The sequence below is a fragment of the Streptomyces sp. NPDC001604 genome (genome assembly GCF_042893475.1).
GTDB lineage: Bacteria > Actinomycetota > Actinomycetes > Streptomycetales > Streptomycetaceae > Streptomyces.
In genome coordinates this window covers 381228-403533 of sequence record NZ_JBIAUY010000005.1, presented here as the reverse complement: position 1 = coordinate 403533, position 22306 = coordinate 381228, and the positions used below count along the sequence as shown (strand labels likewise).

The 22306-nt window shown below is 71.6% G+C and carries 21 protein-coding genes and 1 riboswitch; of the genes, 12 read left to right on the top strand and 9 right to left on the bottom strand.

Going from position 1 to position 22306, the window contains the following annotated elements; genetic code table 11:
* Positions 1 to 9 precede the first annotated feature (9 nt).
* The 6 genes from ACFY1E_RS17825 (at position 10) to ACFY1E_RS17800 (ending at position 8418) form a co-directional block, all read left to right on the top strand.
* Positions 10 to 1074 carry a hypothetical protein gene (locus ACFY1E_RS17825; RefSeq protein ID WP_389076702.1) on the top strand — a complete coding sequence of 355 codons (1065 nt, stop codon included), beginning with the start codon at positions 10 to 12 and terminating at the stop codon, positions 1072 to 1074.
* Between the two features lie 181 nt (positions 1075 to 1255).
* Positions 1256 to 2785, top strand: coding sequence for an aldehyde dehydrogenase family protein (locus tag ACFY1E_RS17820; protein ID WP_389076700.1), 1530 nt, complete (start codon positions 1256 to 1258; stop codon positions 2783 to 2785).
* A gap of 126 nt (positions 2786 to 2911) precedes the next feature.
* Positions 2912 to 4441, top strand: a complete 1530-nt coding sequence (locus ACFY1E_RS17815) for a GMC family oxidoreductase (protein ID WP_389076698.1) — start codon at positions 2912 to 2914, stop codon at positions 4439 to 4441.
* The gene (locus ACFY1E_RS17810) at positions 4441 to 5502 is read left to right on the top strand and encodes a glycine betaine/L-proline ABC transporter ATP-binding protein (protein WP_389076696.1); all 1062 of its coding nucleotides are present in this window, start codon (positions 4441 to 4443) and stop codon (positions 5500 to 5502) included. The genes ACFY1E_RS17815 and ACFY1E_RS17810 overlap by 1 nt, the downstream gene beginning before the upstream one ends.
* Positions 5502 to 7445, top strand: a complete 1944-nt coding sequence (locus ACFY1E_RS17805; protein WP_389076695.1) for an ABC transporter permease — start codon at positions 5502 to 5504, stop codon at positions 7443 to 7445. The genes ACFY1E_RS17810 and ACFY1E_RS17805 overlap by 1 nt, the downstream gene beginning before the upstream one ends.
* A gap of 1 nt (position 7446) precedes the next feature.
* Positions 7447 to 8418, top strand: a complete 972-nt coding sequence (locus tag ACFY1E_RS17800) for an ABC transporter substrate-binding protein (RefSeq protein ID WP_389076693.1) — start codon at positions 7447 to 7449, stop codon at positions 8416 to 8418.
* Here ACFY1E_RS17800 and ACFY1E_RS17795 read toward each other — a convergent pair whose 3' ends face one another.
* From ACFY1E_RS17795 to ACFY1E_RS17785, 3 genes are read right to left on the bottom strand one after another with little or no spacing between them, the layout of a single operon-like run.
* Complete coding sequence (locus ACFY1E_RS17795) at positions 8419 to 9147, bottom strand: isocitrate lyase/phosphoenolpyruvate mutase family protein (RefSeq protein WP_389076691.1); 729 nt, start codon at positions 9145 to 9147, stop codon at positions 8419 to 8421.
* Positions 9144 to 9590, bottom strand: a complete 447-nt coding sequence (locus ACFY1E_RS17790; protein ID WP_389076688.1) for a carboxymuconolactone decarboxylase family protein — start codon at positions 9588 to 9590, stop codon at positions 9144 to 9146. Before ACFY1E_RS17790 ends, ACFY1E_RS17795 begins: the two co-directional genes overlap by 4 nt.
* Positions 9587 to 10084, bottom strand: coding sequence for a carboxymuconolactone decarboxylase family protein (locus ACFY1E_RS17785; protein ID WP_389076687.1), 498 nt, complete (start codon positions 10082 to 10084; stop codon positions 9587 to 9589). Before ACFY1E_RS17785 ends, ACFY1E_RS17790 begins: the two co-directional genes overlap by 4 nt.
* Positions 10085 to 10131: 47 nt before the next feature.
* Here ACFY1E_RS17785 and ACFY1E_RS17780 point away from each other — a divergent pair, with 47 nt between their 5' ends.
* A complete protein-coding gene (locus ACFY1E_RS17780) occupies positions 10132 to 11532 on the top strand; it encodes a PLP-dependent aminotransferase family protein (RefSeq protein WP_389076684.1) in 1401 nt (466 codons plus the stop codon).
* Positions 11533 to 11659: 127 nt separating this feature from the next.
* Here the strand turns inward: ACFY1E_RS17780 and ACFY1E_RS17775 are convergent, their stop codons facing one another.
* Positions 11660 to 12502, bottom strand: a complete 843-nt coding sequence (locus ACFY1E_RS17775) for a DMT family transporter (protein WP_389076973.1) — start codon at positions 12500 to 12502, stop codon at positions 11660 to 11662.
* Positions 12503 to 12630: 128 nt separating this feature from the next.
* Between ACFY1E_RS17775 and ACFY1E_RS17770 the strand changes: the two genes are divergently transcribed.
* Entirely contained in the window at positions 12631 to 12966 is a 336-nt protein-coding gene (locus ACFY1E_RS17770; protein ID WP_389076682.1) for a hypothetical protein, read from the top strand.
* 5 nt (positions 12967 to 12971) lie between these two features.
* The gene (locus ACFY1E_RS17765; protein ID WP_389076680.1) at positions 12972 to 14156 is read left to right on the top strand and encodes a glutathionylspermidine synthase family protein; all 1185 of its coding nucleotides are present in this window, start codon (positions 12972 to 12974) and stop codon (positions 14154 to 14156) included.
* Between the two features lie 13 nt (positions 14157 to 14169).
* Here the strand turns inward: ACFY1E_RS17765 and rocD are convergent, their stop codons facing one another.
* Positions 14170 to 15375, bottom strand: a complete 1206-nt coding sequence (rocD, locus tag ACFY1E_RS17760; RefSeq protein WP_389076678.1) for an ornithine--oxo-acid transaminase — start codon at positions 15373 to 15375, stop codon at positions 14170 to 14172.
* 104 nt (positions 15376 to 15479) lie between these two features.
* Positions 15480 to 15569: riboswitch (ZMP/ZTP riboswitch) on the top strand.
* A 45-nt stretch (positions 15570 to 15614) separates the two neighbouring features.
* Here rocD and ACFY1E_RS17755 point away from each other — a divergent pair.
* Positions 15615 to 17066, top strand: a complete 1452-nt coding sequence (locus ACFY1E_RS17755) for a glycine hydroxymethyltransferase (RefSeq protein WP_389076675.1) — start codon at positions 15615 to 15617, stop codon at positions 17064 to 17066.
* A gap of 47 nt (positions 17067 to 17113) precedes the next feature.
* Here the strand turns inward: ACFY1E_RS17755 and ACFY1E_RS17750 are convergent, their stop codons facing one another.
* The 3 genes from ACFY1E_RS17750 to ACFY1E_RS17740 all read right to left on the bottom strand — a co-directional run bounded on the left by ACFY1E_RS17750 (position 17114) and on the right by ACFY1E_RS17740 (position 19440).
* Positions 17114 to 17863, bottom strand: a complete 750-nt coding sequence (locus ACFY1E_RS17750; RefSeq protein ID WP_389076674.1) for a hypothetical protein — start codon at positions 17861 to 17863, stop codon at positions 17114 to 17116.
* A 97-nt stretch (positions 17864 to 17960) separates the two neighbouring features.
* Complete coding sequence (locus ACFY1E_RS17745) at positions 17961 to 18845, bottom strand: hypothetical protein (RefSeq protein ID WP_389076671.1); 885 nt, start codon at positions 18843 to 18845, stop codon at positions 17961 to 17963.
* Positions 18838 to 19440, bottom strand: a complete 603-nt coding sequence (locus tag ACFY1E_RS17740) for an RNA polymerase sigma factor (RefSeq protein ID WP_389076669.1) — start codon at positions 19438 to 19440, stop codon at positions 18838 to 18840. Before ACFY1E_RS17740 ends, ACFY1E_RS17745 begins: the two co-directional genes overlap by 8 nt.
* 89 nt (positions 19441 to 19529) lie before the next feature.
* Here ACFY1E_RS17740 and trpS point away from each other — a divergent pair, with 89 nt between their 5' ends.
* Both trpS and ACFY1E_RS17730 read left to right on the top strand, forming a co-directional pair.
* Positions 19530 to 20543 carry a tryptophan--tRNA ligase gene (gene trpS / locus ACFY1E_RS17735; RefSeq protein ID WP_389076667.1) on the top strand — a complete coding sequence of 338 codons (1014 nt, stop codon included), beginning with the start codon at positions 19530 to 19532 and terminating at the stop codon, positions 20541 to 20543.
* 137 nt (positions 20544 to 20680) lie between these two features.
* A complete protein-coding gene (locus ACFY1E_RS17730; protein ID WP_344404529.1) occupies positions 20681 to 21259 on the top strand; it encodes a 2'-5' RNA ligase family protein in 579 nt (192 codons plus the stop codon).
* A 10-nt stretch (positions 21260 to 21269) separates the two neighbouring features.
* Here ACFY1E_RS17730 and ACFY1E_RS17725 read toward each other — a convergent pair whose 3' ends face one another.
* Positions 21270 to 22025, bottom strand: coding sequence for a decaprenylphospho-beta-D-erythro-pentofuranosid-2-ulose 2-reductase (locus tag ACFY1E_RS17725; protein WP_389076664.1), 756 nt, complete (start codon positions 22023 to 22025; stop codon positions 21270 to 21272).
* Positions 22026 to 22306: the final 281 nt, after the last annotated feature.

Here is a 22306-nt window from a genome sequence, read left to right as displayed (position 1 = left end):
AGGGACACGATGAGCGGGGGACAGCGGTACTGGAACGAGGACACCCAGCGCTGGGAGGACGGCACGGGCGGGCCCCCGGCGGCCGAACCGACGCTGCCGACACCGCCGCCTGCGGAGCAGGCGCCGCCGGTCACCGGCCCGGCCTACCCGGCGCCCCCGACCTCGACGCCCACCGTGGGGACAGGGACTCCCACCGTCGGGCCGGAGACGCCCACCGTAGGCGCGCAGGGCTGGCCCGGCAGCGGTGTGGACAGCGCCTGGCACGGTCCGGGGACCGAGGGCACCGTGCCGGAGTGGTCCAGTGGTGCCTCCTGGACGCCCCCCGAGCCGCTCCCCGCACCCGCCGCCCCCGCCCCGGGGCTCAACCGGCGGCTCGTCTGGTCCGTGGTCGTCGGTGCCGCCGTGGTCGGGGTCGCCGTGAGCCTCGTACTGACCCTGGTGGTCGGCAAGGACGACGGTTCGGGGAAGAAGCACGTGGCGGCGAGTGCCGCCCCGTCCCAGACGGCCTCCGTGCCGCCGGAAGTGTCCCAGTCGCCGTTCGCCGACGACACGGCATCGCCGTCCCCGTCGGCCTCCGCGCCGCCCGCGGGGTACGAGCTGCGGGACGACACGGAGGGGTTCCGGATCGCGATACCCGAGGGGTGGTCGCGCAGCAGCGTCGCTTCCATGTACGGGATGGCCGTGGTCAACTACCGCAGCGCCGACCGGAAGCACCGGCTGCAGGTGTACCAGGTGCAGGAGTCGTCCCCCGACGCCTCCTTCCAGCTGTATCTGTCCGACCAGACCCCCAAGCCCGCCGGTTTCAAGAAGCTCGATCTGCAGAAGCTCGACGACGGCGAGTTCATCGGCTCACGGCTGGAGTACCGGGCCGACACGCTCAAGGGCGAGCCCGACATCGGCACCTGGCACGTCTACGACGAGCGCTTCGTCGCGGCGGACGGCAACATCTACGCCATCGCCTCCTACGGCCCGGACTCCGACAGCCACGAGGACCAGCTCGCGCAGCTCACCACGGCGTTGGACTGGTTCTGCCCGCCCTACACGACCTGTGAGGCGAACCCGGGGACCGACTGACCGCTCTCCGTTCCACTCCGCTTCTGTTTCGCCCTGTTTGCCCGCATTTTCAGTGACGCAGCGCACTTTCCGCCATGGATTGCGCATGCAACCGAAGGCGGGGGGCAGGCGCTCACGGTCCTCATGAGGGACACACGTGTCACTCAGAGGCACCGAACAGGAACGGAAGGCAGTACGGATCATGGCGGAGAGAGCGGAAACCCAGGGGCTGGACGCGCAGGCGACCATCCACGTGGCAGGGGAGTGGCGAGAAGCCGTCTCCGGCGCCACGCGCGAGATCATCGACCCCGCGGACGGCCAGGGCTTCGCTCTGGTTGCGGAGGGAGACGAGAAGGACACCGACCTGGCGGTCGCGGCCGCCCGGCGCGCCTTCGACCACGGCGACTGGCCCCGCACCCCCGTGGCCGAGCGCGCCGCGCTGCTGCGCCGCGTCGCCGACCTGCTCGTGCGCGACCGCGAGCGGCTCGGGCTGCTGGAGAGCCGCGACGCCGGCAAGACCGTCGAGGAGGGGCGGGTCGACATCGACTGCGTCGCCGACGCCTTCCGCTACTTCGCCGACCTGGTGGCCGGCGAGGCTCCGGGCCGGGTCGTCGACGCGGGTTCGCCCGACATCCACAGTGTCGTCGTGCACGAACCGGTCGGGGTCTGCGCGCTGATCACCCCCTGGAACTACCCCCTCCTCCAAGCCAGTTGGAAGATCGCCCCGGCTCTCGCGGCGGGCAACACCTTCGTGATCAAGCCGAGCGAGATCACCCCGCTCACCACCATCGCGCTCATCGACCTGCTCTCCGAGGCCGGGCTCCCCACCGGCGTCGCGGGCATCGTCACCGGCCCCGGCCACACGGTCGGCGCCCGGCTCGCCGAGCACCCCGACGTCGACCTGGTCTCCTTCACCGGCGGCCTGGTCAGCGGCACCAAGGTCGCGCAGGCCGCCGCCCCGAGCGTCAAGAAGGTCGCCCTGGAACTCGGCGGCAAGAACCCCAACGTCGTCTTCGCCGACGCCTGCGCGACGGACGAAGGCTTCGACACCGCCGTCGACCAGGCCCTGAACGCGGCCTTCATCCACAGCGGCCAGGTCTGCTCGGCCGGCTCCCGCCTCATCGTCGAGGAGTCCGCACGGGAGCGCTTCGTCGCCGAGCTCGCCCGCCGGGCCGCCCGGATCCGCCTGGGCCGCGGCACCGAGGACGGCGTCGAGTGCGGCCCCCTCGTCTCCGCGCAGCAGCGCGCCAAGGTCGAGTCGTACGTCGCCTCCGCGCTGGCCGAGGGTGCGGTGCTGCGGACCGGTGGCAAGCGCCCCGAGCCGTCTCCGGAGCGTCCCGCGGGCGGCTACTTCTACGAGCCGACCGTTCTCGACCAGTGCCACCGCGAGATGCGTGTCGTGCGCGAAGAGGTCTTCGGACCGGTCCTCACGGTGGAGACGTTCCGTACCGAGGACGAGGCGGTGGCCCTCGCCAATGACACGGAGTACGGACTCGCGGGTGCCGTCTGGACCGCCGACGCGGGACGGGCCCGGCGGGTGGCCGGCCGGATGCGGCACGGCACCGTCTGGATCAACGATTTCCATCCCTATCTTCCGCAGGCGGAGTGGGGCGGGTTCGGCAAGAGCGGGGTGGGGCGTGAGCTGGGCCCTGCGGGGCTCTCCGAGTATCGCGAGACCAAGCACGTGTACCAGAACCTCGCGCCGAAGCCCGTCCGCTGGTTCAGCGGCTGAAACTGCGCTGCGCGCCGCTGGGTGCCGTTTGCAGGCCGTCGTTCGTCTGCGGCTGCGCCGTGGCTGGTCGCGCAGTTCCCCGCGCCCCTATGGGGCGCGCCTGATCCTCCCTGGAGTTACCACCCCATGCCCGAGAACACCCAGATCTACGACTACGTCGTCATCGGCGGCGGGACCGCAGGGTCCGTCATCGCCTCCCGCCTCACCGAGGACCCGGACGTCACCGTCGCCGTCATCGAGGGCGGGCCCAGTGACGTCGGCCGTGAGGACGTGCTGACGTTGCGCCGCTGGATGGGCCTCCTCGGCGGTGAGCTGGACTACGACTACCCCACCACCGAGCAGCCACGCGGCAACTCGCACATCCGGCACAGCCGGGCCCGGGTGCTCGGTGGCTGTTCCTCGCACAACACGCTGATCGCCTTCAAGCCGCTGCCGTCCGACTGGGACGAGTGGGAGGAGGCCGGCGCCAAGGGCTGGGGCGCGGTGCCGATGGAGGCGTACTACGCCCGGCTGAAGAACAACATCGTCCCGGTCGACGAGAAGGACCGCAACGACATCGCCCGGGACTTCGTCGACGCCGCGCAGCAGGCAGTCGGAGTTCCCCGGATCGAGGGCTTCAACCGCTCGCCCTTCAGCGAGGGCGTGGGCTTCTTCGACCTCGCCTACCACCCCGAGAACAACAAGCGGTCGTCGGCGTCGGTGGCGTATCTGCACCCGGTGATGGACGAGCGCGAGAACCTGACGATCCTCCTGGAGACCTGGGCGTACAAGCTGGAGCTGAACGGCACCCGGGCGGAGGGAGTGCACGTCCGCACCAAGGACGGCGAGGAGATTCTCGTGCGGGCGCGCAGCGAGGTGCTGCTGTGCGCCGGTGCCGTCGACTCCCCGCGGCTGCTGCTGCACTCGGGCATCGGTCCCCGGCAGGACCTGGAGGCGCTCGGCATACCCGTGGCGCTCGATCTGCCGGGCGTCGGCGAGAACCTCCTCGACCACCCCGAGTCGGTGATCGTCTGGGAGACCCACGGCCCCCTCCCGGAGAACTCCGCGATGGACAGCGACGCGGGGCTGTTCGTGCGCCGCGACCCCGGACACCAGGGCCCTGACCTGATGTTCCACTTCTACCAGGTGCCCTTCACGGACAACCCGGAGCGGCTCGGCTACGAACGGCCCCGGTACGGCGTCTCGATGACGCCCAACATCCCGAAGCCGAAGAGCCGCGGCCGGCTGTACCTGACCAGCGCCGACCCGTCGGTCAAGCCCGCCCTCGACTTCCGGTACTTCACGGACGAGGACGACTACGACGGCCGCACCCTGGTCGACGGCATCCGCATCGCCCGCGAGATCGCCGCGACGGAGCCGCTGGCCGGCTGGCTCAAGCGCGAGGTGGCGCCCGGCCCGCACATCACCGGCGACGAGGAGCTGAGCGAGTACGCGCGCAAGGTCGCGCACACCGTGTACCACCCGGCCGGTACCTGCCGTATGGGGGCGAGCGACGACGAACTGGCCGTCGTCGACCCGCAGTTGAGGATCCGCGGTCTGGAGGGCATCCGCATCGCGGACGCCTCCGTGTTCCCGACCATGACCGCCGTGAACCCGATGATCGGAGTGCTGATGGTCGGGGAGAAAGCCGTAGACCTGATCGGAAGTGGTGCGTGATGAACGCGACGAACGTGATGAGCAAGCCGGTCTTCTCCGTCGAGGGGCTGTGGAAGGTGTTCGGCCCGAAGGCCGACCGGGTCCCCGCCGATGACGGACTGACCTCGCTGGAACCCGCCGAACTCCGCGCCCGCACGGGCTGCACCGCCGCCGTGCGTGACGTCTCCTTCGACGTACGCAAGGGCGAGGTGTTCGTGGTGATGGGCCTGTCCGGCTCCGGCAAGTCCACGCTGGTGCGCTGTCTGACCCGGCTGATCGAGCCGACGGCCGGCACGATCGCCATCGACGGCGAGGACGTCCGCGCCATGGACAAGTCCCGCCTGCGCGAACTGCGCCGCCACCGCGCCGCCATGGTCTTCCAGCACTTCGGCCTCCTGCCCCACCGCACGGTCCTCGACAACGTGGCCTACGGCCTGGAGATCCAGGGCGTGGGCAGGTCCGAGCGGCGGGCACGCGCCCAGGAGGTCGTCGCCAAGGTCGGCCTGGACGGCATGGAGCAGCGCCGCCCGAGCCAGCTCTCCGGCGGCCAGCGCCAGCGCGTGGGTCTCGCCCGCGCCCTCGCCGTGGACCCCGAGGTCCTGCTGTTCGACGAGCCGTTCAGCGCCCTCGACCCGCTGATCCGGCGGGACATGCAGGAGGAGGTGGTCCGCCTGCACCGCGAGGAGGGCCGCACGATGGTCTTCATCACCCACGACCTGAGCGAGGCCCTGAAGCTCGGCGACCGCATCGCCCTGATGCGCGACGGCCGGGTCGTCCAGCTGGGCACCCCGGAGGAGATCGTCGGCAGCCCGGCCGACGACTACGTCCGCGAGTTCGTCCGCGACGTCTCCCGTGAGCAGGTCATGACCGTACGCACGGCCATGCGGCCCGGGGACTGCGGCGGCACGGAGCATCCGGGGGCGCTCGCGCCCGGTGAGCTCGTCGCCGACGCGATCAAGGTCGTGGCCGCAAGCGGCAAGCCGGCCTGCGTGGTCGACGACGGCCGCTGCCTGGGTGTCGTCGACCACGAGAGGCTCCTCGGCGTCGTCGCCGGAACCCAGCCGCGGAAGGAGGCGGCCTGATGGCCACCGTCACCGCATCCGCCCCGCGCGCACTGCCCGGCGGTCTGCTGAAACACCGCGCCGTCCAGAAGCTGCTGATGCTCGCGCTCGCCGCCGCGGTCCTGGTCCCCCTCGCCAACGCCCGCTGGGCCAGCGGCAGTTGGCCCGCGGCCCTCACCGTCGACCTCACCAAGCCGCTCACCACCGCCAGCAACTGGATCATCGACAACCGGGACAGCAACCCGCTGTTCCTCTACTTCTTCGGCTACATCAGCAACGCCGTCGTGATCTCCGTGCACGCCGTGTACCTGGTCCTCCTCGCCGCGGGCTGGGCCGGCGTCACGGCCATCGGCGCCCTCGTCGCCTGGCGCGTCGCCGGAGTGCGGCTCGCCCTCGGCACGGGCGCCGCGTTCCTGGCCTGCGGTCTGCTCGGCATGTGGGTGCCGACCATGCAGACCCTCGCGCTCATGGTGGTCGCCGTACTCGTGTCGGTCGCCGTCGGTGTGGTCCTGGGGCTCGCCGCCGGGCTCTCCGGCCGCCTCGACCGCGGTCTGCGCCCGGTCCTCGACACCATGCAGGTGCTGCCCGCCTACGCGTATCTGCTGCCCGTCGTCCTGATCTTCGGCATGGGCGTGCCCGCCGCCGTCCTCGCGACCGTCGTCTACGCCGCCCCGCCGATGGCCCGGCTCACCGCCCTCGGTCTGCAGGGCGCCGACAAGGAGGTCCTGGAGGCCGTCGACTCGCTCGGCGCCACCGCGCCCCAGCGCCTGCTGACCGCTCGCATCCCGCTGGCCCGCAAGGAACTCCTCCTCGGCCTCAACCAGACGATCATGATGGCGCTGTCGATGGCCGTCATCGCCTCCGTCATCGGCGCGGGCGGCCTCGGTGACCGCGTCTACCAGGCGCTGGCCTCGGTCGACGTGGGCGCGGCGCTCGCGGCCGGCATCCCGATCGTGCTGCTCGCCGTCGTACTGGACCGCGTGACCGGCGCCGCGGGCGAGCAGTCCGGCGAGGAGCCCGGAAGCCTGAGGCCGTGGCTCTACGCCGCTGCCGCCGCCGTGGCCGTCGCGCTCGCCGGACGGCTGGCGGGCCGCCTCGACTGGCCCGGCTCCTGGACGTTCGACATCGCCGAGCCGGTCAACCGTGCCGTCGACTGGATGACCGCGCACCTGTACTCGGGCGTGCCCGTCGTGGGCGGCACCGCCGACTGGGCGGGCCACTTCACGACCTGGGTGCTGAACCCGGTCCGCAGCGGCCTGCAGGGGCTGCCCTGGTGGTCGGTCCTGCTCGTCGTCGCCGCTCTCGCCTGGCTGATCGGCACCTGGCGCACCGCGCTCACCGCGGTCCTCGCCATGGCCGCGATCGGCGTGCTCGGCGTGTGGCAGCCCTCGCTCGACACCCTCTCCCAGGTACTGGCGGCCGTCGCCGTCACCCTGGTCCTGGGCTTCGCCATCGGTATCGCGGCGGCCCGCAGCGACCGGTTCGAGCGTCTGCTCCGCCCCGTCCTGGACGTCTTCCAGACGATGCCGCAGTTCGTGTACCTGATCCCGGTGGTCGCGCTGTTCGGCGTGGGCCGCGCGCCCGCGGCGGCGGCCGCCGTCGTCTACGCGCTGCCCGCCGTCGTCCGCATCACCACGCAGGGCCTGCGTCAGGTCGACCCGGCCGCCCTGGAGTCGGCCCGCTCGCTGGGCGCGACCCCCGCCCAGCAGCTGCGCCAGGTGCAACTCCCGCTCGCCCGACCGGCGTTGCTGCTCGCCGTCAACCAGGGCGTGGTCCTCGTCCTCGCCGTCGTCGTCATCGGCGGCCTGGTCGGCGGTGGCGCGCTCGGCTACGACACCGTCTTCGGCCTGGCACAGGGCGACCTGGCGACCGGCCTGGTGGCGGGCGCCGCGATCGTCTGCCTCGGCCTGATGCTCGACCGGGTGACCCAGCCGACCGAACGCCGTGCGAAGAAGGGAGCGTGACATGCGACTTCGTACGAGTACGAGTACGACGCTGAGTGCGGCCGCCGTGGTGGGCTCCCTGGTGCTGCTCACCGGCTGCGGTGCGGCCGACATGACCAAGCAGGCGTCCCCGTTCGCCAACGCGCAGGGCGCCAAGTCCGTGACCCTGTCCGTCCAGTCCTGGGTGGGCGCGCAGTCCAACGTGGCCGTCGCCCAGTACCTGCTGGAGCACAAGCTGGGCTACCGGGTCGACACCGTCCAGGTGGACGAGGTCCCCGCCTGGGACGCGCTCAGCCAGGGCCGCGTCGACGCCATCCTGGAGGACTGGGGCCACCCCGACCAGGAGAAGCGCTACGTCGACGACAAGAAGACCATCGCGCGCGGCGGCGGCCTCGGGGTGACCGGCCACATCGGCTGGTACGTGCCGACGTACCTGGCCAAGCAGCACCCCGACATCACCAACTGGAAGAACCTCAACAAGTACGCGTCGCTGTTCCGCACCGCTGAGAGCGGCGGCAAGGGCCAGCTGATGGACGGCTCACCGTCCTACGTCACCAACGACAAGGCGCTGGTGAAGAACCTGAAGCTGGACTACCAGGTGGTGTTCGCCGGTTCCGAGGCCGCGCAGATCACCCAGATGAAACAGTTCGCCAAGGAGAAGAAGCCCTTCCTGACGTACTGGTACGCGCCGCAGTGGCTGTTCAAGAAGGTCCCCATGACCGAGGTGAAGCTGCCGCCGTACAAGGAGGGCTGCGACACCGACCCGGCGAAGGTCGCCTGCGCCTACCCGCACACCCCGCTGCAGAAGTACCTCAACGCGGACTTCGCGAAGCGGGGCGGCAAGGCGGCGGCCTTCCTGAAGAAGTTCAAGTGGACGACCGAGGACCAGAACGAGGTCTCCCTGATGATCGCCGATCAGAAGCTGACCCCGGAGCAGGCGGCGAAGAAGTGGGTGGACAGCCACGCGTCGACGTGGAAGGCGTGGCTGTCCTGATCACCGCGGCTTGTTCAGCTGCTCGGCCATCCCCTGCAGTGCCAGCGCAGCCCAGCGCTGCAGCCCGGGTCCGAACGTGATGCGGGTGGCGCCGAGTTCACCGAGTTCGGTGGGCGAGGGGCCCCTGCCGTCCAGTGTGCCGTGCACATTGACCGGCCCCTGGATCCCGGACCGCAGCAGCGGCAGTACGTCCGCCGGGGCGCCGATCGGATAGATGCAGTCGGCGCCCGCGGCGACGTACAACGCGGCCCGCTCGATGGCCCGTTCGGGGTTGCCGTCCCCGTGGACGAAGGTGTCGACGCGGGCGTTGACGAAGAGCCGGTCGCCCGCCGCGTACCGCACCTCGGCGAGCCACTCGGCGTGCTCGTGCGGGTCCTTGAGGACACCCCCGTTCGAGTCCTCGAGGTTGCAGCCCACGGCGCCCGCCTCCAGGAGCCGCTCCACCAGCTCCTCGGGCGCGAGCCCGTAGCCGTCCTCGACATCCGCCGACACCGGCACGTCCACGGCCCGTGCGATGCGCGCCACCGCGGCGAACATCTCGTCGGCCGGAGTGGACCCGTCCTCGTGTCCGAGGGAGGCGGCGATCCCCGCGCTGGGCGTCGCGAGCGCTGGAAACCCGGCCTCCACGAACACCCGGGCACTGACGGCGTCCCAGGGGCCGGGCAGGACGAGCGGGTCACCGGGCGCGCGCCTTCGGTGCAGCGCGCGGAAGACATCCACCTTGCTCATGACGTGTGACCTCCCGGCGGGATCCGGCGGGCGACCATCACCCGGTTCCAGTTGTTGATGGCGACGATCAGCGCGATGAGATGCGCGAGCCGCGGCTCGTCGAAGTGCTTGGCCGCGGTCGCGTACACCTCGTCGGGCACGAACCCGTCGGTCAGGACCGTGACCGCCTCCGTCAGCGCGAGCGCGGCCCGTTCCCGCTCGTCGAAGACGTCGTCCCCGGCCTCCTCCCAGGCGGCCAGCAGGTCGAGCTGCCGCTCGCTCACGCCGTGTCTGCGGGCGATGGCGAGATGCATGTCGAGGCAGAACGCGCAGTGGTTGAGCTGCGAGGCCCGGATCACGACCAGTTCGGCGAGCGCGGGATCGCCGAGGCCCCTCTTCGCGGTCGCGCTGAGCGCGGACAGGGCCTGCCCGACCTCACGGTCCAGGACGGTCGTACGGCTCACTGGTGCTGTCCCGCCTCGTAGTGGCCGGGCGCCATGCGGCAGGTCACGCCGAACCGGTTCCACGCGTTGATCACAGTGATCGCGGCGATCACCTGCGCCAGCTCGGGCTCCTCGAAGTGCTTGGCGGCGTGCTCGTACACCTCGTCCCGGACGAAGCCGTCGGTCAGCACGGTGACCGCCTCGGTCAGCTCCAGGGCGGCGAGCTCCTTCTCCGTGTAGAAGTGCTTGGACTCCTCCCACGCGCCGAGCTGGACGATCCGCTCGACGCTCTCACCGGCCGCCAGCGCGTCCTTGGTGTGCATGTCCAGGCAGAACGCACAGTGGTTGAGCTGCGAGGCGCGGATCTTCACCAGTTCCAGCAGCTTCGGGTCGAGGCCCCGCCGGGCGGCCGCGTCGAGGCGGACCATCGCCTTGTAGACCTCGGGGGCGTGCTGGGCCCAGAGCAGCCGGGCGGGCTGCTCGGGCGCGTATGCGGTGGCTTCTTCTGTCGTCATGCCCTCGACCCTAGAAGTGAGGCAGCCCAGCGGTATGGTCCATTCCCATGGCGAAATCCTGGGCCACTTTGGGCGTCGACCTGCACCTGGAGCCGACGGGCCCCGGCCTCCGCCGGGGGCTCACCGACGCCCTGCGCGAGGCCGTCCGCACCGGCCGGCTGGCCCCCGGCACCCGGCTGCCCTCCTCCCGCAGCCTCGCCACCGACCTGGGCATCGCCCGCAACACGGTCGCCGACGCCTACGCCGACCTGGTCGCGGAGGGCTGGCTGACCGCACGGCAGGGCTCGGGCACCCGGGTGGCCGCCCGGGCGGTGAGCCGGCCCGCCGCGCCCGCACCCCGCTCCCGCACCGTCGACCGCCCCGCCTACGACCTCATCCCCGGCACCCCCGACCTGGCCTTCTTCCCCCGCGCCGAGTGGCTCAAGGCCGCCCGCCGCGCCCTCACCACGGCCCCGCACCAGGCCCTCGACTACGGCGACCCGCGCGGCCGCATCGAACTGCGCACCGCCCTCGCCGACTACCTCGCCCGCGCCCGGGGCGTACGCACCGACCCCGAACGCATCCTGGTGTGCGCGGGCATCTCGCACGGCCTGCGCATCCTCGGCGCGGCACTGCGGGCGCGCGGCGCGAGGACGGTCGCCGTGGAGTCGTACGGCCTGTACGTGCACTGGGACCTGCTGGCGGAGGCCGGTCTGCGGACGGTCCCGCTGCCGTTCGACGAACGGGGCACCGACCCGGGGGAGTTGACCGACGAGGACGCGGTCCTGTTCACCCCCGCCCACCAGTTCCCGATGGGCGGCACCCTGCACCGCGACCGGCGCGCCGCCGCCGTCGACTGGGCGCGCCGCACCGGCGGTCTGCTCGTCGAGGACGACTACGACGGCGAGTTCCGCTACGACCGCCAGCCCGTCGGCGCCCTCCAGGGCCTTGACCCGGACCACGTCGTCTACGCGGGCACGGCCAGCAAATCCCTCGCCCCCGGCCTCAGACTGGCCTGGCTGGTCCTGCCGCCCGACCTCGCCCGGGAGGCGGCGAAGGCCAAGGGGCACATCGACTCCTGCGGGGCCCTGGACCAGCTGACGCTCGCCGAGTTCCTCACCTCCGGCGCCTACGACCGCCATGTGCGCGCGGCCCGGCTGCGCTACCGCCGCCGCCGTGACGCGCTCGTCGCGGAACTCGCGCGGCGGGCCCCGCAGGTCGCTGCCACCGGTATCGCGGCGGGCCTGCACGTGGTGCTGCGGCTGCCGCCGGGCACCGAGCAGGCGACGCTGCGGGCGGCGGCCTGGCAGGGCCTCGCGGTGCACGGCCTGCACCGCTACCGGCACCCCGAGGCGACCGTCGAGCCGCACGACGCGCTGGTGGTGGGGTACGGGACCCCGACGGACAGCGCATGGGCGGGCACCCTGGACGCGCTGTGCGCGGCACTGCCGGAATCGACAGAACCGTAACTGCGCTGTTCTCCCTTCCACGACGGCCGCCCTGCCACACCCGCAGCACGGGCGGGAGCGCCGCCGGCGCACCCGCACGATCCGGCGCCGCGGCCGCAGCTGGTCGGGCCGTCCCGGCGGGATTCCCTCACGCGGCCGCTTCCGTGGTCGGGGCGTCCACGGTCGGCGCCTCCCCGAACCGCGCAAGCGCCAGCGCCCCCGCGACCGCGACCAGGAACCCCAGCACCGCAAGCCAGGCCAGCCCGTCCCGGGTGCGGTCCCCGAGCCACACCACGCCCACCGCCGCCGGTCCGATCGTCTCGCCGATCACCATCCCGGCGGTGGCGGTGGTCACCGAGCCGCGCTGCAACGCCGACGTGAGCAGCAGGAAGGCGGCGCCCCCGCCGATGACGAGGGCGTAGGTGGCCGGATTGGTGAGCAGCTCCGACGGTGCGAGCGAGTCGATCAGCCGCACCGACACCTCCACCACCCCGAACCCGAACCCGGCTCCCAGGCCGAGCACCAGCGCCCGCCCCCGCCCGGACCACCGCCCTCCGAACAGCCCGAGCAGCAGCACCACGACGGCGATCGCGAGCATCGCGTACTTCAGCTCCGTCGACCCGTGACGGTCCCCCTCGGCCCCAGAGGCGAGCCCCAGCATGGCGAGCCCGGCGCACACCACCCCGACCGCACCCCACTCCGTCCCGCTCAGCCGCACCTGCAGCAGTCGCGCCGCGACCACCCCGGTCACCGCCAGACTGGATGCGAGCGCCGCGGCGACCGCGTAGATCGGGATCGACCGCAGGGCGACGATCTGGAACAGGAACCCCAGCCCGTCCAGCGCCAGCCCGGCCAGATACCGCCACTGCCGCAGGGCCCGCAGCAGCAGCGCCGCCTCCCCGCCCTCACCCGTGTCGGCCGACCGCGCGGCAACCGCCTGCAAAACCGTCGCGGTACCGAAGCAGACCGCCGCGCCCAGCGCGCACACCATCCCAAAGATCACAAAGTGACTGTAGGGGAGAGCCCCACAGGAGGGGTGCCTGGGGCTGGGCTCTTACCTCTCTTTAGGCTGTGGCCCGGACAACGCAGGACAGCCACATCGAACGGGGAGACACAAACGTGGCGGACACACGCCGGCAGCTACGGTCGGGCACCGTCGTACTCGGCGGCATGGGCCTCCTCGCCGCGGCCCTCACCGCCTGCTCCTCCGAACCCGACAAGCGTTGCGTGGACCGCGACAGCTACAACCTGGCCAAGGGCTACAAGGTCGTCGCCGACAAGAACTGCAAGTCCAGCAACACCTCCGTCCACGGCGCCTGGCACTACGGGGGCGAGAAGGAGGACGGCTGGGTCGACGGCGGGTCGTTCACCAAGCCCCGCAGCTCCTCCGGCGGTTCCGGCCACGGGGTGTCCCGGGGCGGCTTCGGCGGCGGCGAGGGCAGCTCCGGCGGCTGAGACCCATGCAGCGACACACCCTCACCCCCCGCCCCGACTGGCAGCGGACCGTCGAGGAGCAGGGTCTCGTCTACCCCGTCACCCGCCACCCCGACGGCTCCCTGCGCCCCTACTGGGATGAGAGCGCCTACTACTCCTTCACCCTCGACGAGGTCGAGGCCCTGGAGGAGGTCGTCGAGGAACTCCACCGCATGTGCCTGGCCGCCGCCGAGCACATCGTGACGCAGGACCGCTTCCCCGACCTGGGCATCACCGACCCGCGCGTGGCCCAGGCGGTGGCCGAGGCCTGGCACCGCCGCGCCGAACTCCCCTCCGTCTACGGCCGTTTCGACCTCCGCCACGACGGCACGGGACCGGCGAAGCTCCTGGAGTACAACGCCGACACCCCCACCTCCCTGGTCGAGGCCGCCTCCCCCCAGTGGTTCTGGATGGAGGACCGCTTCCCGGGCGCCGACCAGTGGAACTCCCTCCATGAACGCCTCGTCGCCGCCTGGAAGAAGCAGGCCGCCCTCCTCCCGCCCGGCAGCCCCCTCTACTTCGCACACTCCTCGGCCGACGAACTCGGCGAGGACCTGATGACCGTCGCCTATCTGAAGGAGACCGCCGAGCAGGCGGGCGTGGACACCGACTGGATCTCCATGGAGGAGATCGGCTGGGATCCGCTCTCCGGCCGCTTCGTCGACAACCAACTCCGCTTCATCCGCAGCTGCTTCAAGCTCTACCCGTGGGAGTGGCTCACCACCGACCGCTTCGCCGGTCATGTCCTCGACACCCTCGACAACGGCGGCGGGACGGGCACCACCCTGTGGATCGAGCCCGCCTGGAAGATGCTGCTCAGCAACAAGGCGCTGCTCGCCGTCCTCTGGGAGCTGTACCCCGGCCACCCGAACCTCCTTCCGGCGTATCTGGACGGCCCCCGAGATCTTGCCTCGACCACCGGTTACGTCGCCAAGCCCCTGCTGGGCCGCGAGGGAGCCGGCGTCACCATCCACCAGCCCGGCACCGAACCGGTCCCGCACGAAGAGGCCTGCTGCTACCAGGAGTTGGCCCCACTGCCCGCCTTCGACGGCAACCATGTCGTGCTCGGCGCCTGGGTGGTCGACAACGAGTCGGCGGGCCTGGGCATCCGGGAGTCCTCCGGCCTGATCACGGACGAGTACGCCCGCTTCCTGCCGCATGTGATCCTGTGACGCGCAGGAGCCGCTAAAGGCCCAGCACGCCCCTCAGCTGGGCCAACCCCCAGTTCAGATCCTCCTTCTCGACGACGAGGGGCGGCGCGATCCGCACCGTCGGCCCATGGGTGTCCTTCACCAGCACCCCCCGCTCCATCAGCTTCTCGGACACCTCCCGCCCGCTGCCGTACTGCGGCGCGATGTCGATGCCCGCCCACAGCCCCCGCCCGCGCACCGCCCGCACCCGCCCCGTGCCGGTCAACGCCCCCAGTTCCCGGTGCAGATGACCGCCCAGCTCCGCGGACCGCGCCTGGAACTCGCCCGTCCGCAGCATCGCGATCACCTCCAGCGCCACCGCGCAGGCCAGCGGATTCCCGCCGAACGTCGAACCGTGCTCACCGGGCCGGAACACTCCGAGCACATCGGCCGACGACACCACCGCCGACACCGGCACGATCCCGCCCCCCAGTGCCTTGCCGAGCACATACACATCCGGCACCACCCCCTCGTGCTCGCACGCGAAGGTCTTTCCGGTCCGGCCGAGACCCGACTGGATCTCGTCCGCCACGAACAGCACGTTCCGCTCGCGCGTCAGCTCCCGCACCGCCGGCAGATAACCGGCCGGCGGCACCAGCACCCCCGCCTCGCCCTGGATCGGCTCCAGCAACACCGCCACCGTGTTCTCCGTGACCGCCGACCGCATCGCCGTCAGGTCCCCGTACGGCACGATCTCGAAGCCCGGCGTGTACGGGCCGAAGTCCGCCCGCGCCTCCGGGTCGGTGGAGAAGCTGACGAGGGTCGTCGTACGGCCGTGGAAGTTGTTGCCCGCCACCACGATCTTGGCCATCTCCGCGGGCACGCCCTTGACCCGGTAGCCCCACTTCCGGGCCGTCTTCACGGCCGTCTCCACCGCTTCCGCGCCGGTGTTCATCGGCAGCACCAGCTCCATCCCGCACAGCTCGGCGAGCTCGGAGCAGAAGGCCGCGAACCGGTCGTGATGAAACGCCCTCGACGTCAGCGTCACCCGCTCCAGCTGCGCCTTCGCCGCCTCCACCAGCCGCCGGTTGCGATGCCCGAAGTTGAGCGCCGAATAACCGGCCAGCAGGTCCAGATACCGCCTCCCTTCCACATCCGTCATCCACGCCCCGTCCGCGGAGGCGACGACCACGGGCAGCGGATGGTAGTTGTGCGCACTGTGCGCGTCGGCGGCGGCGATGAGCGCGTCCGTCGTGGTCACGGGACCTCCCGGGGGTGTGGCAGCCCTGCAGCGGCCCCCTCTTCCTATCGTCGCTCGCATGGTGGACGCGGGACCTGCGCTCTCCGGCGTGGCCGGTAGGCTGATCGACGGGTCGTGACTGGCGCGCAAGGATGGGACGGACCATCGGGGAGCGACCCGTGCGTGACCGAGTGCCGTGCGCCTGGGCCAGACCGAGAACCGTGACCGCTTGCACGCCACGCCACCCGGAGGCCGACGACATGTCAGAGCAGCAGCCCCTCTCCACCGAGTCCACCGCCTTCCGTGCCGCCCTCGACGTGATCCGCGCCGTCGAGCCACGCGTCGCGGACGCCATCGGCCAGGAGGTCACCGACCAGCGCGAGATGCTCAAGCTGATCGCCTCCGAGAACTACGCCTCCCCGGCCACCCTCCTCGCGATGGGCAACTGGTTCAGCGACAAGTACGCCGAGGGCACCATCGGCCGCCGCTTCTACGCAGGCTGCCGCAACGTCGACACCGTCGAGTCGCTCGCCGCCGAGCACGCCAAGGAGCTCTTCGGCGCCCGCCACGCCTACGTCCAGCCGCACTCCGGCATCGACGCCAACCTGGTCGCCTTCTGGTCCGTCCTCGCCGACCGCGTCGAGGCTCCCTTCCTGGAGAAGACCGGCGCCCGCCAGGTCAACGACCTCACCGAGGCCGACTGGGCCGAGCTCCGCCAGGCCTTCGGCAACCAGCGCATGCTCGGCATGTCCCTGGACGCCGGCGGCCACCTCACCCACGGCTTCCGGCCGAACATCTCCGGCAAGATGTTCGACCAGCGCTCCTACGGCACCGACCCCGCCACCGGCCTCATCGACTACGAGGCCCTGCGCGTCTCCGCCCGCGAGTTCAAGCCGCTGATCATCGTCGCCGGCTACTCCGCCTACCCGCGTCTGGTGAACTTCCGCATCATGCGGGAGATCGCCGACGAGGTCGGCGCGACCCTGATGGTGGACATGGCGCACTTCGCCGGCCTGGTCGCGGGCAAGGTGCTGACCGGCGACTTCGACCCGGTCCCGCACGCCCAGATCGTCACCACCACCACCCACAAGTCGCTGCGCGGCCCGCGCGGCGGCATGGTCCTGTGCGACGACTCCCTCAAGGACCAGGTCGACCGCGGCTGCCCGATGGTCCTCGGCGGCCCGCTCCCGCACGTCATGGCCGCCAAGGCGGTCGCCTTCGCCGAGGCGCGTCAGCCCTCCTTCCGGGACTACGCCCAGCGCATCGTCGACAACTCCCGCGCACTGGCGGAGGGCCTGATGCGCCGCGGCGCCACCCTCGTCACCGGCGGCACCGACAACCACCTCAACCTCATCGACGTGGCCACCTCGTACGGCCTCACCGGCCGCCAGGCCGAGGCGGCCCTGCTCGACTCGGGCATCGTCACCAACCGCAACGCCATCCCCGCCGACCCCAACGGAGCCTGGTACACCTCCGGCATCCGCATCGGCACCCCCGCCCTGACCACGCGCGGCCTGGGCACCGCCGAGATGGACGAGGTCGCGGGCCTCATCGACCGCGTCCTCACCACCGCCGAGCCGGGCACCACCAAGTCGGGCGCCCCGTCCAAGGCGCAGCACGTCCTCGACCCGAAGATCGCGGACGAGATCTCCCACCGCGCCACCGACCTCGTGGCCGGCTTCCCGCTGTACCCGGAGATCGACCTGGGCTGACCAGGGCCCTCTCTTGAATTGTCAAAGATCGATGGCGTCGGTGACGCTCAGAGGTCGATGAGTTCCTGGCGTGGTTCCTCCCGCGGCGGTCCGGCACCCTGCCGGGCCGCCGCGCGCCGTATCAGCAGCGCCCCGCCGACCCCGACCGCGAGCCCCAGGGCCCCTCCGGGCACCGCCCACCAGACACTGCTCCAGCCGGCCCCCTGCCCGGTGGCCTGCCGCCCGGCGGCCCCGCTCGCGCCGCGTCCGGCCGCGGCCGCCCCGTCGCCCAGCACTTTCGCCTGCTCCAGCTGCACAAAGACCGAGCGCGGTGCCCGATGCCAGCGGATGTCGTCGTCCTGGACGGCCGGCGCGGGATCGCTGCGTACCCAGGGCGTGCCGTCCGCCGCCACCAGCAGCTGGTCCTGCCGTTCGACGGCGACGTCACCGCCCGGCGGACGCCTCGTCTGCGGCCAGCCTCCGATCCCCGTCAGCCCCCAGACCACCGTGAAGTCCACCGGCGGGTAGCGCCCCTCGACCCAGGCGTCCGGCACCCGCTCCGTCCCCGCGTAGGTCGGCCGCAGCAGCTGGCGCAGGCGGCCGAAGGCCGGCTCACCGGAACGCAGCACCGTCGTCTGCCCGGTGCCGACCGCGATGATCATTGCCAGGTCGGGGACGTCCCGGACCTGCCCCTGCGCCGCCGCGTCGCTCCCGTCGGATGCCGTGGCCACCGGCATTCCGCACAGGGCCACGGCCACCACCGCCGTGAAGAGAGCGGCGACCCGCACCCTCGCCCGACTGCCCCTCCACGAACGCATCCAGTCCCCCAACCGGTCGGTGCCGTGCGGCCCTTCTGCAACCGCGTGTCACTTCTGGTACACCGCCCGAACCGTCGGGGTTCCCACCCCGGCCGCGCTATTTCGAGGGCTTCTCCAGCGACTTCGCGATCTCTGCGGCACGATGCTCGGACGCCACGCCCTCCAACCGGAGTGTCACGGCCCCCGCACCCGTCCGGTGGCTCCACAACAGCGTCGGCCCCGCGGTCCGCTCGCTGCGCGTGAAGCGGTTCCCGTCGGTGTCGACCAGCCAGAAGCTCAGCAGGTGCGGGCGGGGGAACCACAGCGCATAGTCCTGCACACCGTCCGCCGAGGGCTCCTTGCCCAGCTCGATCCACTCCGGTGCCTCGCGCACGACCTTGGTGAAGCCGACGTCCAGCCGCTCCGGAAACTCGTCCAGGCGGACCGTGCGCCCGCCCTCTCGCCAGCACAGGCTCACCAGAAAGCGGCCGTGCGGCTCGCTCGTCACCGCCACCGTGTCCGGCACGCCGAGCGCGTCCGGTACCAGCGGCTCGAAACCCGCCCGGTGCCCGGCTTGTCCGAGCGACACCGAAGTGCCGCAGCCCGGCACCGAGACGCCCGGCGAGGGCACCGCCGACGGGTCGTACCGCAGCTCGACCCCGCCGAAGCCGAACCAGTCGAAGACCGCGGCCCGCACCGGGGGTGTGAGCACGAGAACCGTCAGCAGACCGCACAGGACCGTGGTCAGCGAGCGCCACCGCAGCCGGGTCCAGCGCCGGACCGTGCGCAGCCGCTCACGGGAGCCCCGGGGCTCGGCCACCGGGACCGGCACCTGCTCGGCCAGTATCTGCCCCAGCACCCGCTCGACCATCGTCTCGGCGCTGGGAGAACCGCCGGGGCCGTCGCTCCAGGGCGCATCCAGGGACCGGCCCAGCGCCCGCAACTCCTCCGGCAGCCGCGAAGGGCCGCCCTCACCGTCGTATGCACCCCGTCCCTCACTCACGCTCGTCACCCCCTTCCCGAGGCCTGAAATCCGGCAGCAGTCGGGCCAGCTTGCGCAGACCGCGGTTCAGGCGGGACTTGACCGTCCCGTGAGGCCAGCCCAGCGCCTGGGCCGTCTCGGACTCGTCCATCTCCAGGAGATAGCGGTAGGTGACGACCAGGCGGTGCTCCTCGCTCAGCTTCTCCAGCGCGGACAGCAGCGCCGCACGGCGCTCCGTCTCCAGCGTCGCCACCGCCGGGTCCGCCGCTTCCGGTATCAGCGGCTCCGCCTCCACGAAAGCCGCCTCCCGGCCGGCGAGCGTGCGCTGCCGGGCCGCCGTGCGCACCGTGTTCCTCGTCTCATTGGCGACGATCGACAGCAGCCACGGCTTGAAGGCGGCACCGTCCCGGAACCTGCCCAGCGCGCAGTACGCCTTGACGAAGGCCTGCTGCACCACGTCCTCCGCGTCCGCACCCGCCCCGAGCGCCGTGGCCGCCCTGAGCGCGATGCCCGTATGGGCCCGCACCAGCTCCGCATACGCCTCCGGCTCCCCGGCGCGTACGCGTGCGACCACCGCGGCCTCATCGACGATGCGGCCCCCCTCCCGCGTTCTCACACTCTTGTTACACCGCAGCAGACGGATCGGTTCCCACCTGTTTCCGACCAGTTCCGGATCGACTCGACAGACCTGAGAGAATGGTGAACATGGCCTCTGACCGACCCCGCGTGCTCTCCGGAATCCAGCCCACCGCAGGCTCGTTCCACCTCGGCAACTACCTCGGCGCCGTCCGCCAGTGGGTGGCGCTGCAGGAGACCCACGACGCGTTCTACATGGTCGTCGACCTGCACGCGATCACCGTTCCGCAGGACCCGGCGGAGCTGCGCGCCAACACCCGGCTCGCCGCCGCCCAGCTGCTCGCTGCCGGTCTCGACCCCGAGCGCTGCACGCTCTTCGTCCAGAGCCATGTGCCCGAGCACGCCCAGCTGGCCTGGGTCATGAACTGCCTCACCGGCTTCGGCGAGGCCTCCCGTATGACCCAGTTCAAGGACAAGTCCGCCAGGCAGGGCGCCGACCGCGCCTCCGTCGGCCTGTTCACGTACCCGATCCTCCAGGTCGCCGACATCCTGCTCTACCAGGCCCACGAGGTCCCGGTCGGCGAGGACCAGCGCCAGCACGTGGAGCTCACCCGCGACCTCGCCACGCGCTTCAACGGCCGCTTCGGCGAGACCTTCACCATCCCGAAGCCGTACATCCTCAAGGAGACGGCGAAGATCTACGACCTGCAGGACCCGTCGATCAAGATGAGCAAGTCGGCGTCCACGCCGAAGGGCCTCATCAACCTCCTCGACGACCCCAAGGCCACCGCCAAGAAGGTCAAGAGCGCCGTCACCGACACCGACACCGTCATCCGCTACGACGCCGAGAACAAGCCCGGCGTCAGCAATCTGCTCACCATCTACTCGACCCTGACCGGCAAGTCGGTGGCCGAGCTGGAGCAGGAGTACGAGGGCAAGATGTACGGCGCGCTCAAGACGGACCTCGCCGAGGTCATGGTCGAGTTCGTGACGCCCTTCCGGGAGCGCACCCAGCAGTATCTGGACGACTCGGAGACGCTGGACTCCATCCTGGCCAAGGGTGCCGAGAAGGCCCGGGCCGTCGCCGCAGAGACCCTCTCCCAGGCGTACGACAAGGTCGGCTTCCTCCCCGCCAAGCACTGAGGCACGCCGGCGCACGCGTGTACCACTCGGCAGAGCGCTGCACATCACTACGGTTGCGCCTGCCCGCGACCCGGCCGTGGCCGTACAGTCGATAGCCGACGGCTGAGAACAAATCCGTCACGACGACAGGAGACGACGTGGGGACCGTAACGATCGGCGTGTCGATCGCGGTCCCGGAGCCTCACGGCAGCCTGCTCCAACAGCTGCGCGCGGGCTTCGGCGACGCCGCTGCTCACGGCATCCCCACGCACGTCACCCTGCTGCCGCCGACCGAGGTCGACGGCAGTGACCTGCCGGCCGTGGAGGCGCATCTGGCCGAGGTCGCCGCGACCGGCCGGCCGTTCCCGATGCGGCTGTCCGGCACCGGCACCTTCCGGCCCCTGTCGCCCGTCGTCTACGTGCGGATCGCCGAGGGCGCCGAGGCCTGCACCCAGCTGCAGAAGCAGCTCCGCGACCCGGCCGGCCCCGTACCGCGCGAACTGCAGTTCCCGTACCACCCGCATGTCACGGTGGCGCACGGCATCGACGACGAGGCGATGGACCGCGCCTTCGAGGAGCTCGCCGACTACGAGGCCGACTGGCCGTGCACCGGCTTCGCCCTCTACGAGCAGGGCGCGGACGGCGTGTGGCGCAAGCTGCGGGAGTACCCCTTCGGCGGCCTGGTGGTCCCGCCGCAGGCCGGGCACGTGGAGCGCGGCTCCCTGCCGACCCGTTGACGCCGGGCAGCTACAGAGGCAGCCGCCGGAACAGGCCGCGCGGCATGTGACGCAGCGCCGACATCACCACGCGCAGCGTGCCGGGCACCCACACCGTCTCCAAGCGCTGCCGCAGCCCCAGTTCGACGGCTGTCGCGACCGCCTCCGGGGTCGTCGCGAGGGGTGATTCCGCGAGGCCGGTGGTCATTTTCGACCGTACGAACCCGGGGCGTACGACCATGACGTGCACGCCCGTGCCGTAGAGGGCGTCGCCCAGGCCCTGCGTGAAGACGTCCAGGCCGGCCTTGCTGGAGCCGTAGATGAAGTCGCTGCGGCGGGCCCGTTCACCGGCGACGGAGGAGAGCACCACCAGTGAGCCGTGGCCCTGCGTCTGCAGGGCGCGTGCGCTGACCAGGGCCGCCGACACCGCGCCCATGTAGTTGGTCTGTGCGACGCGCACCGCCCAGGCCGGTTCGCGCTCGTCGCGCGCCTGGTCGCCGAGGATCCCGAAGGCCAGCAGCACCATGTCGACGTCGCTCTCCGCGAAGACCTTGCCGAGGGCGGTCTCGTGGGCGTCGGGGTCGAGCGCGTCGAAGGCGACGGTGTGCACATCGGCACCGTGGCCGCGCAGTTGCTCCGCGGCCTGCTCCAGGGCGGGCGAGGGACGTCCCGCGAGCCACACCGTGCGGGTGCGGCGCACGATGAGACGGCGGGCCGTGGCGAGCGCGATCTCGGACGTACCACCGAGGACGAGCAGGGACTGGGGGAGGCCGAAGGCGTCCTTCACGACAGCAGCTCCTAGGTGCCCGGAGGGCGGGGTGGCGGGATGGGATCGGTCGTGCTGTTTCTCTCGGGTGGCGTCCCGGGCCCTCGGTCGACGTGGGGCATCGTGAGAGGGCGAGGCGGGGGGAAGGGGCGGACGTGCTGCGTTCCGGGGGTGGCTCCGCCCCCCGTCGGCGCAGCATCGTCGCTGGGCGGGGCGGCGGAGGTCAGTCGTGCTGCATCTCTCGGGTGGCGTCCCCGGGCCCCGGGTCGGCGCGGCGCATCGTCGCAGGATCGTGCTGCATC